This is a genomic window from Salinisphaera sp. PC39 (assembly GCF_040361335.1).
Taxonomy (GTDB): domain Bacteria; phylum Pseudomonadota; class Gammaproteobacteria; order Nevskiales; family Salinisphaeraceae; genus APNM01.
Map to the genome: position 1 here is coordinate 43,781 of NZ_APNM01000002.1, position 12,333 is coordinate 56,113.

Annotated in this window: 16 protein-coding genes; 10 read left to right on the plus strand and 6 right to left on the minus strand. The window is 69.6% G+C overall.

What is annotated here, in order from left to right; genetic code table 11:
- Positions 1-2: 2 nt before the first annotated feature.
- Positions 3-512 (minus strand): SixA phosphatase family protein, encoded by a 510-nt coding sequence (locus PC39_RS02560; protein ID WP_353251803.1) that lies wholly within the window; start codon positions 510-512, stop codon positions 3-5.
- 50 nt (positions 513-562) lie between these two features.
- Between PC39_RS02560 and PC39_RS02565 the strand changes: the two genes are divergently transcribed.
- The 4 genes from PC39_RS02565 (at position 563) to ubiB (ending at position 4,216) form a co-directional block, all read left to right on the plus strand.
- Entirely contained in the window at positions 563-910 is a 348-nt protein-coding gene (locus PC39_RS02565; RefSeq protein ID WP_353251804.1) for a gamma-butyrobetaine hydroxylase family protein, read from the plus strand.
- Between the two features lie 305 nt (positions 911-1,215).
- Positions 1,216-1,968, plus strand: coding sequence for a bifunctional demethylmenaquinone methyltransferase/2-methoxy-6-polyprenyl-1,4-benzoquinol methylase UbiE (gene ubiE / locus PC39_RS02570; protein WP_353251805.1), 753 nt, complete (start codon positions 1,216-1,218; stop codon positions 1,966-1,968).
- Positions 1,965-2,570 (plus strand): ubiquinone biosynthesis accessory factor UbiJ, encoded by a 606-nt coding sequence (locus PC39_RS02575; protein WP_353251806.1) that lies wholly within the window; start codon positions 1,965-1,967, stop codon positions 2,568-2,570. Before ubiE ends, PC39_RS02575 begins: the two co-directional genes overlap by 4 nt.
- A complete protein-coding gene (gene ubiB / locus PC39_RS02580; RefSeq protein ID WP_353251807.1) occupies positions 2,570-4,216 on the plus strand; it encodes a ubiquinone biosynthesis regulatory protein kinase UbiB in 1,647 nt (548 codons plus the stop codon). Before PC39_RS02575 ends, ubiB begins: the two co-directional genes overlap by 1 nt.
- Here ubiB and PC39_RS02585 read toward each other — a convergent pair.
- The 3 genes from PC39_RS02585 to PC39_RS02595 all read right to left on the minus strand — a co-directional run bounded on the left by PC39_RS02585 (position 4,196) and on the right by PC39_RS02595 (position 7,335).
- Positions 4,196-4,750, minus strand: coding sequence for a DJ-1 family glyoxalase III (locus PC39_RS02585; protein ID WP_353251808.1), 555 nt, complete (start codon positions 4,748-4,750; stop codon positions 4,196-4,198). The two genes, ubiB and PC39_RS02585, sit on opposite strands and share 21 nt — an antisense overlap.
- Positions 4,750-6,108 (minus strand): S41 family peptidase, encoded by a 1,359-nt coding sequence (locus tag PC39_RS02590; protein WP_353251809.1) that lies wholly within the window; start codon positions 6,106-6,108, stop codon positions 4,750-4,752. The genes PC39_RS02585 and PC39_RS02590 overlap by 1 nt, the downstream gene beginning before the upstream one ends.
- A 156-nt stretch (positions 6,109-6,264) precedes the next feature.
- Positions 6,265-7,335 carry a murein hydrolase activator EnvC family protein gene (locus PC39_RS02595; protein WP_353251810.1) on the minus strand — a complete coding sequence of 357 codons (1,071 nt, stop codon included), beginning with the start codon at positions 7,333-7,335 and terminating at the stop codon, positions 6,265-6,267.
- Between the two features lie 186 nt (positions 7,336-7,521).
- Here PC39_RS02595 and PC39_RS02600 point away from each other — a divergent pair, with 186 nt between their 5' ends.
- The 5 genes from PC39_RS02600 (at position 7,522) to PC39_RS02620 (ending at position 10,779) form a co-directional block, all read left to right on the plus strand.
- Complete coding sequence (locus PC39_RS02600; protein WP_353251811.1) at positions 7,522-7,947, plus strand: rhodanese-like domain-containing protein; 426 nt, start codon at positions 7,522-7,524, stop codon at positions 7,945-7,947.
- 64 nt (positions 7,948-8,011) lie between these two features.
- Positions 8,012-8,482, plus strand: coding sequence for a protein-export chaperone SecB (gene secB / locus PC39_RS02605; RefSeq protein ID WP_353251812.1), 471 nt, complete (start codon positions 8,012-8,014; stop codon positions 8,480-8,482).
- A 40-nt stretch (positions 8,483-8,522) separates the two neighbouring features.
- Positions 8,523-9,530, plus strand: coding sequence for an NAD(P)H-dependent glycerol-3-phosphate dehydrogenase (locus tag PC39_RS02610; RefSeq protein ID WP_353251813.1), 1,008 nt, complete (start codon positions 8,523-8,525; stop codon positions 9,528-9,530).
- A 2-nt stretch (positions 9,531-9,532) separates the two neighbouring features.
- A complete protein-coding gene (locus tag PC39_RS02615; protein ID WP_353251814.1) occupies positions 9,533-10,141 on the plus strand; it encodes a CDP-alcohol phosphatidyltransferase family protein in 609 nt (202 codons plus the stop codon).
- Positions 10,138-10,779 carry an HAD family hydrolase gene (locus tag PC39_RS02620; RefSeq protein WP_353251815.1) on the plus strand — a complete coding sequence of 214 codons (642 nt, stop codon included), beginning with the start codon at positions 10,138-10,140 and terminating at the stop codon, positions 10,777-10,779. Before PC39_RS02615 ends, PC39_RS02620 begins: the two co-directional genes overlap by 4 nt.
- Positions 10,780-10,801: 22 nt before the next feature.
- Here the strand turns inward: PC39_RS02620 and PC39_RS02625 are convergent, their stop codons facing one another.
- Positions 10,802-11,254: a tRNA (cytidine(34)-2'-O)-methyltransferase gene (locus PC39_RS02625; protein WP_353251816.1), complete on the minus strand. Its 453-nt coding sequence runs from the start codon at positions 11,252-11,254 to the stop codon at positions 10,802-10,804.
- A 328-nt stretch (positions 11,255-11,582) separates the two neighbouring features.
- The gene (locus tag PC39_RS02630; RefSeq protein ID WP_353251817.1) at positions 11,583-11,897 is read right to left on the minus strand and encodes a putative signal transducing protein; all 315 of its coding nucleotides are present in this window, start codon (positions 11,895-11,897) and stop codon (positions 11,583-11,585) included.
- Positions 11,898-12,032: 135 nt separating this feature from the next.
- Between PC39_RS02630 and PC39_RS02635 the strand changes: the two genes are divergently transcribed.
- Complete coding sequence (locus PC39_RS02635; RefSeq protein ID WP_353251818.1) at positions 12,033-12,323, plus strand: hypothetical protein; 291 nt, start codon at positions 12,033-12,035, stop codon at positions 12,321-12,323.
- Positions 12,324-12,333 lie beyond the last annotated feature (10 nt).

Sequence of the window (12,333 nt, forward strand, 5' to 3'; positions counted from 1 at the left end):
GGTCAGCCGAGCGCCCGCAACTGCGCCGCGGTCAGCAGCCAGCGCAGGGTGCCGGTGCCGCCCTCGGCGTGCCCCGGAAACTCGATCAGGCAACTGCCGGCCTTCTTGAATGCCAGGATGCGCTCGCGCTTGCGGGTCAGGCCCCAGGAGACCCAGTCGGACAGGTCGGGCTCGTGGCCGACCAGGACCAGCCGGTTACGGGCGCCCTGGCCGTGCAGCCACGCGTCGAGTGCCTCCGCGCCGGCGCCGGGGCGCAGGGCGTCGGATTCCACCGCCGGCGGTGATTCGATGTAGTCGACCAGGATATCGGCGGTCTGGCGCGCCCGAAGCAGGTCGCTGGTCACCACCGAGTCCACCCGGTCGCCGTCGAGGACGGCGCGCAGGCCCGCCGCGGCCGCGCGCGTGCGCCGCCGCCCCTTGTCCGTGAGCGGCCGTTCCTCGTCGGACAGGCCCATGTCGGCGGCCTCGTCGCGTTCGAGCGCGATCCCGTGACGGAATACGATCACTTCCACAGCGTTCACCCGGTGGTCGTCGCCGGCCGTCTGCCAGCACAATACGCAACATGATACCGACAGAAATCAAGCTCAAGCGCCGAGAACGGTCGCTCGCGGTCGCCTACGAGGACGGCGTGCGCCACGAATTGCCCTGCGAGTACCTGCGGGTGTTCTCGCCCTCGGCGGAGGTGCGCGGCCACGCGGGCGGTGAGGGCCGGCTGGTCGTCGGCAAGCGCGAGGTGGGCGTCACGCGGGTCGAGCCCGTGGGCAATTACGGCGTGCGCCTGCACTTCGACGACGGCCACGCCACCGGCATCTTCACGTGGGATTACCTGCGCGAGCTGGGCGAGAACCGGGAAGCCTACTGGGCGCGCTACCTCGAGCGCCTCGAACAGGCCGGCGGCTCCCGGGACTAATGAAGATGTGAACCACAGAGTCACAGAGGGCACAGAGAAAAACAAAGAATCATGACGCGTTTTAGATGAGGCGCCTTGCCCCGCGGTTGCGGGCAATGCCTTCATGGCCCATATGATGGCTTCGCAAGGCGGCAGGCGGGGATTGATCGTGCTCTCGACTCTGTGTGCTCTGTGACTCTGTGGTTCATGGTTTTCTTTTGTCTCCCGACGCCCTTGCGCGAGAGGTGGGTACATGCGCAGGCCGCTGTTCGAGCCGGGCCGTTCCCGGTAGGCTATGCGGTCGTTCCAGCATGCCCGCGATCCGGATGACACACGATTCCGACACCACCGACTTCGGCTACGAACGCGTGCCGCGGGCCGAGAAGACGCGGCGCGTGGGCGCCGTTTTCGACTCGGTCGCCGACCGCTACGACTTGATGAACGACCTGATGTCGCTCGGCATCCATCGGGGCTGGAAGCACTTCACCACGCGCCTGGCCGCGGTGCGTCCCGGCGAGCGGGTGCTGGACCTGGCCGGCGGTACCGGCGATCTGGCGGCCGTGATGGCGCGCGACGCCGGGCGCGACGGCTACGTGGTGCTGGCCGACATCAACGGCCGGATGCTGGCCCGCGGCCGCGAGCGTCTGGCCGACGCGGGCGTGGCCGGCAACCTGGGCATCGCCCAGGTCAACGCCGAGGCGCTGCCCTTCGCCGACGCCAGCTTCGATTGCCTCACCATCGGTTTCGGCCTGCGCAACGTCACCGACAAGGCCGCGGCCCTCGCGGAGATGAACCGCGTGCTGGCGCCGGGCGGCCGCGCCCTGGTGCTGGAGTTCTCCAAGCCCCAGGTGCCGGGCCTGGGGCGGCTCTACGACCTGTACTCGTTCACGGTGCTGCCGCGGCTGGGCCGGGCGGTGGCCGACGACGAGGACTCCTACCGCTATCTGGCCGAGTCCATCCGCATGCACCCCGACCAGGAACGGCTGCGCGACATGATGAACGAGGCCGGCTTCGTGCGTTGCGCCTACTACAACCTCACCGGCGGTATCGTCGCGGTGCATCGGGGTTTCAAGCCGTGAGGCTGCCGACCGAGGCGCTCGGTCTCATGGAGATCGGGCTCAACGGCTATCTCGGCCGCGATGCGGAAGCCCTGCGCCGTTGCCGGGCGTTGGCGGGGCGGTGTCTGGCGCTGTCCATGCGGGATCTGGATCTGACCCTGTACCTCCTGCCCTCGGCGCACGGGGTCCAGGTGGCGGACGACTACGACGGCGAGCCCGACGTGCGCCTGTCCGGCAGCCCGGGCGGCTTCGCCCGGACCCTGTTCGCCGGCGAGGACGCACTGCTGTCCGGCGGCGATCTGCGGATCGAGGGCGACGTGGGGCTGGCCCAGGGCTTCGCCCGGCTGCTGCAGGGGGTCGATCCCGACTGGATGGACTGGCTGGGCGCGCGCGTGGGCGATGTGCCGGCCGACCTGATCGGGCGCGCGCTGCGCGGCGGCGGCGCCCTGGCGCGGCGCGCGGCATCGACCCTGTCCCTGGATGCCGCCGAATACCTGCGCGAGGAGACCCGCGACCTGGTCCAGCGCGAGGAACTGGATGAATTCACGCGGGGCGTGGATCGCCTGCGGGCGGACGCGGACCGGCTGGCGGCGCGTGTCCGCCGTATGGAAGGGGGGCGGTGATGCTGAACCGTACCCGCCGTTTCTGGCAGATCCAGCGCACCGCACGCCGCTACGGCCTGGGTGAATTGCTGGACGGCCGCGGCCCCGCCTGGCTGCTGGGCGGGCGCCGGCGCGACGATCGTCCCCTGGGCGTGCGCATCCGGCTGGCCCTGGAGTCGCTGGGCCCGGTATTCGTGAAGTTCGGCCAGACGGTGTCCACGCGGCGCGACCTGCTGCCGCCCGAGATCGCCGGCGAGCTGGCCAAGCTCCAGGACCAGGTGCCGCCGTTTCCGGGCGAGGAAGCGAAGGCGCTGGTCGAGACCGCCTATGGCTGCTCCCTGGACGCGGTGTTCGAGCGCTTCGACGAGACACCGCTGGCGTCGGCCTCCATCGCGCAAGTACATGCCGCGCGTCTCAAGCCCCGGCCGGGCGAGGACGCCGGCATGGAGGTGGTGGTCAAGGTGCTGCGGCCGGGCATGCATGCCGCCATCCGCCGCGACCTGGACCTGATGTACCTGCTGGCGGACCTGGTGGCGCGCTTCTATCCGGAAGGCGAGCGGCTGCGGCCGCGCGCCGTCGTGGCCGAGTACGAACGCATCATCAACGACGAGCTGGACCTGGTGCGCGAGGGCGCCAACGCCAGCCAGCTCCGCCGCAACTGGCTGGGCTCCGACCTGATCTACCACCCGCTGGTGGTGTTCGAGCATACCTGCGAGAACGTCCTGGTCATGGAGCGCATCGAGGGCGTGCCCATCGACGATGTCGAGACCCTGCGCGAGGCGGGGGTCGACTTCAAGGTTCTGGCCGAGCGCGGCGTGGAGATATTCTTCAAGCAGGTGTTCCGGGACAACTTTTTCCACGCGGACATGCATCCCGGCAACATCTTCGTGGACATATCCAACCCCGCGCGGCCGCGTTACCTGGGCGTGGATTTCGGCATCGTCGGCTCGCTGTCGCCCTCCGACCAGCGTTACCTGGCCGAGAACTTCCTGGCCTTCTTCAACCGCGATTACCGCCGTATCGCCGAGCTGCACGTCGATTCCGGCTGGATGCCGCCGGACACGCGCATCGAGGACTTCGAGGGTGCCATCCGCACCGTGTCCGAGCCCATCTTCAACAAGCCGCTGGCCGAGATCTCGTTCGGCCTGTTCCTGGTGCGGCTGTTCCAGATCGCGCGCCGTTTCCGCTACCGCGTGCAGCCGCAACTCGTGCTGCTGCAGAAGACGGTGCTCAACGTCGAGGGCCTCGGCCGCCAGCTCTACCCCGAGCTGGATCTCTGGCAGACCGCCAAGCCGATCCTGGAGCAGTGGATGCGCGACCGTGTCAGCCCGCGTACGGCCGCGGAGCGCTTCCGCGAGCAGTTGCCGCTCCTGGCGGACCAGTTGCCGCAGCTCGCCGGCACCCTGCTCAAGCGCCTGGAGTCGGGGGAAAGCCCGGCACAGGCCCGGCAGGCGGACGTGCTCGCGGAGATGCGCGCGGAACTGGGCGCCCAGGCACGCGGCCTGCGCTGGACCGTGGTCGCCGGGACGTTTCTGGTGGCGGCCGTGCTGGCCGGGACGGGGAATTGGCTGTCGCCGTGGCTGCCGGGCGGCCTGGCGGCCGGCGCCGTGCTCGGCGGTTGGCGGGCGTGGCGCGCCGGGCGCGCGTCAGGCCGCGGGGATCTGTAGCCGGCTTTCGACCTCGTCGCGCTTGTCGGCGCCGCAGAGCTGTTCCACCAACGCCAGGGCGAAGGGCATGGCCGTGCCCGGCCCGCGCGAGGTGGTCACGCCGCGGTCGTGGACCACGGGCTCCTCGCTCAGCTCGGCGTCGCCGGGCTGAAGGAAGCCGGGAAAGCTCGTGGCCCGGCGGCCGCCGAGCACGCCCGCCGCGACCAGGGCCATCGGAGCGGCGCAGATCGCGCCCAGCGATCGCCCGGCCTCGTGCTGACGCCGGATCAAGGCCTGCACCCGTGCGTCCTCGGTGAGGCGCTTGGCGCCACCGGCGCCGCCCGGCAGGACCACCAGGTCGTAGTCCCGGTCGGCCACCTCGTCGAGCAGGGCATCGGCCTCGACCGTCACCCCGCGCGAGGCGTGTACGGTGCGGCCGTCCACGCCGGCCGCGGTCACCTCGACGCCCGCCCGCCGCAGGATATCGATGACGGTGATGGCCTCGATCTCCTCGAAGCCGTCGGCCAGCGGTACCAGGACGGTGGGCGCGGGCATCACTTGCGGCTCAGGATGTGCAGGCCCTTCAGCAGGTTGAGGGCCTCGTAGAGGGCGTAGTCCTCCTCGGCCAGCTTGGCCGAGGCCTCCTCGTCGGTTTCGGCGGACTGCTCGCCGTCGCCGTCACCGTCGCCCTTGTCGCTCTTCTTGCCCTTGTCACCGTTCTTGCCGTTCTGCTTGTTCTCCAGCGATCCGGCGAGATCGGCCTCCAGGAACGGCGCGATGCCGTTGTCCTCGGCGGCGGTGACCTTCACCGGCTGGATGGTCACGTCGGGCTTGATGCCCTCGGCCTGGATCGAGCGGCCGCTGGGCGTGTAGTAGCGCGCGGTGGTCAGCTTCAGGGCGGCTTCGTTCTGCAGCGGCACGATGGTCTGAACCGAGCCCTTGCCGAAGGTGCGCGAGCCCATGATCACGGCCCGGCCCTTGTCCTGCAGGGCGCCCGCGACGATCTCCGAGGCCGAGGCCGAGCCTTCGTTGACCAGCACCACCAGCGGCCGGCCGTCGAGCAGGTCGCCGGGTTCGGCGTCGTAGGCCTGCTGGGTGCTTTCCGCGCGTCCCCGGATCGACACCACTTCGCCGCCGTCGAGGAAGGCGTCGGAGACCGCCACGGCCGCATCGAGTACGCCGCCGGGGTTGTTGCGCAGGTCCAGCACCAGGCCGCGGAGCGGTTCCTCGGACTGGGATTCGAGTTCCTTGAACTGCGTGCGCAGGCTCTTGCCGGTCTGGTTGGAGAACTGGGTGATCCGCAGGTAGCCGTAGCCCGGCTCCAGCATGCGCGACTTCACGCTTTTGACGCGGATGATGTCGCGCGTGATATCGACCTTGAAGGGCTCGTTGCGCTCCTCGCGCAACACCGTCAGGGTGATGTCGGTGCCGGGCTCGCCGCGCATCATCTTGACCGCGTCCATCAGGCTCAGGCCCTTCACGGCGGTGTCGTCGATGCGGATGATCAGGTCGCCCGCCTGGATGCCGGCACGCTTGGCGGGGGTGTCGTCGATCGGCGCGACCACCCGCACGAAGCCGTTCTGCATCTGCACTTCGATGCCCAGGCCGCCGAACTTGCCGGACGTGGAGATGGATATCTCCTTGAACTCGTCCGGGTTCAGGTACGCGGAATGCGGGTCGAGCCCGTCGAGCATGCCGCGGATCGCGTTCTCCAGCAGTTCCTCGTCGCTGACATCCTCGACGTAGCCCTGCTTGACGCGATTCAGGATCTCGACGAACGTCCTCAGTTCCTGCAGCGGCAGTTCCTGCGTGCCTTCGTCGCGAACCGCGAAGACGCCCTGCGTCAGCGCGATGGCGACGCCCATCGCCATGCCGATGGCGAGGACGAGGAGACTGCGAGATTTACTGGCCATTCAAAGTGCTCCGAAACCGGCGGCGAGCGCGGTGTGCCACCGCGCCAACATACCATAGGGGGAAACCCGCAGGATAAGGCTAAAGGTCGCCGAGTGTCGCGTTTCCGGCCGCCGGTTTCAACAAGGGCGGCCCGCCGTGCCGCGGGATCGCATCACCTAGGACCGCAGCCACTGCGAGGGGTTCACCGGCGTGCGCCCCCGGCGGATCTCGAAGTAGACGCCGTCGCGTTGATGCCCGCCGCTGCGGCCGGCCTCGGCGATCGCCTCGCCGGCGGCCACCCACTGACCGACCTCCGCGCGGGTGGAACGGTTGTGGCCGTAAACGGTGAAGTAGCCGTCGCCGTGGTCCAGCACCACGATCAGGCCGTAACGGTGCATCCAGCCGACATAGACCACGCGGCCGGCGGCGGCGCTGTGGACCGTGGCGCCGGCGTCCGCCGCCAGCCAGAGGCCCTGCCAGCGCAGGCGGCCGTCGAACTTGGGTTGGCCGAAGCGGGCGATGGTCGGCCCCGGCACGGGCGGCTCGAGCTTGCCCTTCAGCCGGTCGAACGGGGGTGACTCGGCCTGGGCGGGTATGTCAGCCAGCTCCTTGCGCAGACGTTCGACCAGGTTCTCCAGGCGCGCCTCGTCGGCACGCAGTGCCTCCAGCTCGTCGCCACGCTTCGCCAGCCGCGCCTCCATCGCGGCCAGGGTTTCCCGCCGCTCCGCCTGGCGTGACTCGACCGCGGCCAGCATGCGCTCGCGCTCGGCACGCTGCGCCGCCAGCTCGTCGCGCTCGGCGGCGATCTCGTGGCGGGTGGCGGCCAGCTCCGCCAGGCTGTCCGAGAGCGTATCGATGGCGTCGGTGCGGGCGCGGGCGTAGTAGTCGTGGTAGACCAGCAGGCGGCCGAGGGTGGCCGGGTCCCGGCCCGAGAGCAGCAGGCGCAGCTTGCCCTGGCGGCCGCCGATATAGGCCGCCCGCACCTGGGCCGCCAGTTGCCGGCGCTCGCCGGCCAGGCGCTGTTCCTGGCGACGGGCACGCTCCCGCAGCGCCGCGATCGCGGCCTCGCGCTCGCCGATCGCGTCCGCCATGTCGCGCAGCTTGCGATGCAGCCGATCGATCTCGCGTTCGGCCTCGGCCAGGCGTTGGGTCAACTCGTCGCGTTGCTCGCGCTCGCGCGCCACATCCTCGGCCACGGCCTGGATGCGCTCGCGCACGGCCTCCAGCCGGTCGCGGGTGGATTGCATGTCGGCGCTCGCGGTCGCGGCCAGCAGCGCAACCGCGAGCGTCGGAGCGAGGTGTCGACGCCGCCGTAACATGGCGCGATTGTAAGCCACGGCCGACCGCTGTCGTCGGGCGGGGGCGGATTCGAAGCCGATTTATGCAATAATCGCGCGCCTTTCCGACTGCCGCGCGACCACGAGCCGATACGTATGGAACGCCTGAGCGAATTCGTCGTAAACCATCCGATCCTGTGGGGCCTCTTCGGGGCCGTGCTGCTGGCGCTGCTGGGGGTGGAGCTTTTCCGTCTGCTGCGCGGTCAGCGCCCGATCCCTCCGAGCGAGGCCGTGCGCCTGATCAACAGCAGCGATGCCGTGGTCGTGGACGTGCGCTCGTCGGCGGATTATCGGAAGGGGCACATCCTCAATGCGGTGCATATCCCCCTGGCGGGTATCGAGGAGCGGGCCAAGGAGATCTCGAAGGATCACGACCGCACCATCGTCTGCTATTGCGCCGTCGGCTCCGCCGCCCCGCAGGCCTGCGCCAAGCTGCGCAAACTGGGTTATCGCGATGTCCACGCCCTCAAGGGCGGTATCAACGCCTGGCAGGGCGCCGGGCTGCCGGTGACCACCAAATAGCTGTCAGCGGCGGCATCGCGGTAGGATGCCTCCGATAGCGGAAAATGCCCGGGGAGGGATAGTCGTGAGTGAGCGGGAAGACGCCGGCGACGGCCGGCGAGTCACCTTGCAGAAGATTTACCTGCGCGACGCCTCGGTGGAAGTGCCGGACGGTCCGCGGGTGTTCACGAGCGAGTGGAAGCCGAAGATCGACGTCGATCTGGACACCCGGATCCAGAATGCCGGCCAGGATCATCACCATGTGGTGGTGACGGTCACCGTGACCGCGAAGCTCGAAGACCATACCGCCTACATCGTCGAGGTCCAGCAGGCGGGGGTGTTCACCCTGCAGGGCTTCGACGAGGAGGACCGCCGCCGGGTGCTCGGCGTCTATTGCCCGGATACCCTGTTCCCGTATGTCCGGGAGACGGTCTCGGATCTGGTCCAGCGCGCGGGTTTTCCGCCCTTCCTGCTGCAACCGATCAATTTCGACGCGCTCTACCGCAGCGGCCGGACGCAGGCGGAAGCCGCCCCCGACGAGGCGGTATCCCACTAGTGCGGGCGCCGCGGTTGACGGCTCGCGAGCGGGCGGGGCGATGACGGACGTTCGGACCATGGCGGTCATCGGTGCGGGTTCCTGGGGCACCGCCCTGGCGATCCAGCTCGCGCGCCGCGGCAGCGCGACCCGGCTGTGGGGACGCGACGCCGGGGACGTGCAGCGCCTGGCGCGAGAGCGCGAGAACGCGCGCTACCTGCCCGGTTGTCCCTTCCCGGCGGCCCTCGCGCCCGAGCCCGACCTCGAGGTCTGCGTGACCGGGGCCGACGACATCCTGGTCGTGGTGCCCAGCCATGCCTTGCGCGACGCGCTGACGGCCCTGGCGCCGCTGCTGGCGCCGGGTCAGCGCGTGCTCTGGGGCACCAAGGGGCTGGAGCCGGACACCGGCAAGCTGCCGCACGAGGTCGCTGTCGAAGTGCTGGGCGGGGAACGTCCCGTGGGTGTCCTGTCCGGGCCGAGCTTCGCCGGCGAGGTGGGTCGCGGCCTGCCGACCGCGGTCACCATCGCCTCGCGCGACGCCGGGTTCGCCCGCGACATGGCGGAGGCCTTTCATGACGGCACTTTCCGCGTCTACACCGGTTCCGACATCGTCGGCGTGGGCATCGGCGGGGCGGTGAAGAACGTGCTGGCGATCGCGGTGGGCATTTCCGACGGCCTCGGTTTCGGTGCCAATGCCCGGGCCCTGCTGATCACGCGCGGGCTTTCGGAGATGGTGCGCCTGGGCGAGCCGCTGGGCGGCCGGCGCGAGACCTTCATGGGCATGGCCGGGCTGGGTGACCTGTTGCTTACCTGTACCGACGACCAGTCCCGCAACCGCCGCATGGGTCTGGCCCTGGCCGCCGGCAAGAGCGTCGCCGAGGCCGAGGCCGAGATCCGGCAGGTGGTCGAGGGCGTGCGCGCCGCCAAGGAAGTCCGGCGCATCGCCGAACGGCACGGGGTGGATATGCCGATCTGCAACGAGGCTTACCGGGTGCTGCACGAGGGCGTCACGCCGCAGGAAGCGGTTCGCGCGCTGACGGAACGGCCCTTCCGCGACGAGGTCGATTGAGCATGGCCAATCTCATCACATTCGGGCGCTGCGTCCTGCTGTTCGTCCTGCTGTTGATCGTCTACTGGGGCTCGCCCGGTCTGCAATTGCTGAATGCGCCGCTGGTGCTGTTGGTGATCGCCCTGGACGGCGTGGACGGCTGGGTGGCGCGGCGCCGCAACGAGGAGTCGGTCTTCGGGGCGACTTTCGACATTGCGGCCGACCGCATCGTGGAGAACGTGCTCTGGGTGGTCCTGGCGCATCTCGGCCTGATCGGTGTCTGGGTGCCGCTGTTGTTCATCGTGCGCGGCAACCTGGTGGATGCCATCCGCAGCAAGGGAGCGTCCGAGGGCACGGCGGCGTTCGACATGATGAAGACGCCGGTGGGCCGGTTCCTGGTCGCGGGCCGGTTCATGCGGGCCTTCTATGCCGTGGTCAAGGCGGTGACCTTCGCCTGGGTCCTGCTCTGGCAGCCGTTCCCGGCGTTGGCGCCGGATTGCTGGGCCGCCTGGGCCGGGCCGATCCAGGCGGTCAGCCTGGCGTTGGTGATCGTGTCCGCGGCCCTGTGCGTGATCCGCGGGCTGCCGGTGGTGCTCGAATTCCTGGGCAGCCGTCCCGCCGCGCAGACGTGAGGCTGATCCTCTTCGATATCGACGGCACGCTGGTGCCGGGCCGCGGCTCCGAGCCGCGGTTCGCCGCCTATCTGTGGCGGCATCGTCACCTGGGGCCGCGCCAAGTGGCGGGCTTCCTGGGCTACCTGCTGCGCTACCTGCCGCGGTACGGCCGCAGCATCCTGCAAAAGAACAAGGCCTATCTCGCCGGGCTCGGGACCGGGGAGGTCCGCGGCTGGGCACAGGACTTCGTCGCCACGGACCTCCTGCCCATCCTCCATCCCCCGACCGTGAGCCGTCTGCGGGCGCATGTCGAGGCGGGCGATCGCGTGTGGCTCTTGTCGGGCACGCCACAGTTCATCGCCGCGCCGCTGGCGGACGCGCTGGGAGCGCACGGTGCCTACGGGGCGCTTTGCGCGGAACGTGACGGTGTCTTCCGCGCGGCGTCGCCCCTGCGTCATCCGTACGGCCCCAGCAAGGTGACCGCCGCGCGCGAGATCGCCGCCGGCGCGGGTCTGCCGCTGGACGAGGCCATCGCCTACGGCGACTCCATCAATGACGCCCACCTGTTCCGGGCCGTCGGCCGCTCGGTCGCGGTGATGCCGGACCGGCGGTTGCGGGAGGCCGCCCGGGGCGAGGATTGGGAGCTTCTGGGCTAGTCCTGCCGGCGGGGCCCGGGCGTCAGGCGAATCCCGCCTGCCGCCAGGCCTCGTAGGCCACAACGGCGACCGCGTTCGAGAGATTGAGGCTGCGGTTGCCGGGTCGCATGGGAAGGCGCAGGACGGTATCCACCACGGATGAGGCCAGCAGGGAAGCCGGCAGGCCGCGGCTTTCGGGGCCGAACAGAAGGATATCGTCGTCCGTGTACGCGATCTCGTCGTAACGCCGCGTGCCACGCGTGGAACAGGCCAGTATCCGGCTCGCCGGCAGGGCCGCGCGCAGCGCGTCCAGGTCCGGCCAGGTCTCGATGCGGGCGATCTCCCGGTAGTCCAGCCCCGCGCGCCGCATGCGCGCGTCGTCCAGCGCGAAGCCCAACGGCTCGATCAGGTGCAGCCGCGCGCCCACGTTGGCGCTCAGGCGGATGACGTTGCCGGTGTTCGGCGGGATTTCGGGTTCGTACAGAGCTATGTGCATGGTGCGTCAATCTGTGCCGTCGGCCTCTGGGGACGGGCTGCCTCCGCTCGGGGAACCCGAAATCGTCCGCCCGCCGGCGGTCGCATCCCGGCTTCGCCGGGAACCCTGCTCCTCGCCTCGGGCGGATACTCCGGGTTCGTACAGGGCGATGTGCATGCGCGTCTTTATTTGGAAATACTAACCACAGAGGCACAGAGACACAGAGGTTTAGTTTTAATAACAACGAAAGCCACAAAGAAATTGAATGCTTGAGCTGACTGCTTCAGCGCATAGCCTCAGCCAAACCCTTTATCTTCCTCTGTGTCTCTGTGCCTCTGTGGTTAGTTCTTCACGTTCGCCGGCCGGCGCCGCAGCGCCAGCAGACGTCGAACTGGCCGGGCAGGTCTTCGCGGCAGCGGGGGCAGCGCCAGGGCTCGCCGTCGGTCTCGCCCGCCTCGAAGGCGGCGATGAGGCGGCGGGCGGCGTCGTAGTCCTCGCCCCGGTCGACCCAGACGGTGGGATAGACATCCGCCGGCAATTCCCCCATGCCGCCCCACAGGAAGCGGCCGCGGACCTGGGCGGCGATGCCGTGGCTGCCGAGGTGATCCTTGACGATCTCGGCGTTGACCGGGTCGGAGGCGATATAGACCTTGCGGGGACTCAATGACGGTGCGTCTCGGTCGATCTCGACCCTGCAGTCTAGCAATCGCGCGCCCGCGGCGCGTTGACAGTCCCGCCCGGCCTGCCTAATGTGCGATCAAGGAGTCCATCTGCTTGGGAAAACGGTATGGGGAGCCGGTTGAGAATCTGTCTGCTGGTGGCGGCACTGGCGTTCGCGCCGGCCGCCTCGTACGCCGAGATACGCACGGCCGCGCCGCCGAGCGCCGCGGCGATGGGCTTCGATATGCTGCTGGTACGGCCGCTCGGCCTGGTCAGCACCGTGGCCGGCACGGGGCTGTTCGTGGTCTCGCTGCCCTTCTCGATCCTCGGCCTCAATGCCGACGATGCCGCGGTGCGCCTGGTGGGGGAGCCCGCCAAGTTCACCTTCGTCCGGCCACTGGGCGAGTTCGGCGGCACCGCCGGGCGTTAATCGGCCGCGG

Bases quoted from the DNA above. Each gene is read 5' to 3' on its own strand.
- ubiE (WP_353251805.1), top strand. From the start codon at position 1,216: ATGACACACGATTCCGACACCACCGACTTCGGCTACGAACGCGTGCCG.
- PC39_RS02565 (WP_353251804.1), top strand. From the start codon at position 563: ATGATACCGACAGAAATCAAGCTCAAGCGCCGAGAACGGTCGCTCGCG.
- PC39_RS02590 (WP_353251809.1), bottom strand. From the start codon at position 6,108: ATGGCCAGTAAATCTCGCAGTCTCCTCGTCCTCGCCATCGGCATGGCG.
- ubiB (WP_353251807.1), top strand. From the start codon at position 2,570: ATGCTGAACCGTACCCGCCGTTTCTGGCAGATCCAGCGCACCGCACGC.
- PC39_RS02600 (WP_353251811.1), top strand. From the start codon at position 7,522: ATGGAACGCCTGAGCGAATTCGTCGTAAACCATCCGATCCTGTGGGGC.
- PC39_RS02610 (WP_353251813.1), top strand. From the start codon at position 8,523: ATGACGGACGTTCGGACCATGGCGGTCATCGGTGCGGGTTCCTGGGGC.
- PC39_RS02615 (WP_353251814.1), top strand. From the start codon at position 9,533: ATGGCCAATCTCATCACATTCGGGCGCTGCGTCCTGCTGTTCGTCCTG.
- PC39_RS02585 (WP_353251808.1), bottom strand. From the start codon at position 4,750: ATGCCCGCGCCCACCGTCCTGGTACCGCTGGCCGACGGCTTCGAGGAG.
- PC39_RS02595 (WP_353251810.1), bottom strand. From the start codon at position 7,335: ATGCAATCCACCCGCGACCGGCTGGAGGCCGTGCGCGAGCGCATCCAG.
- PC39_RS02625 (WP_353251816.1), bottom strand. From the start codon at position 11,254: ATGCACATAGCTCTGTACGAACCCGAAATCCCGCCGAACACCGGCAAC.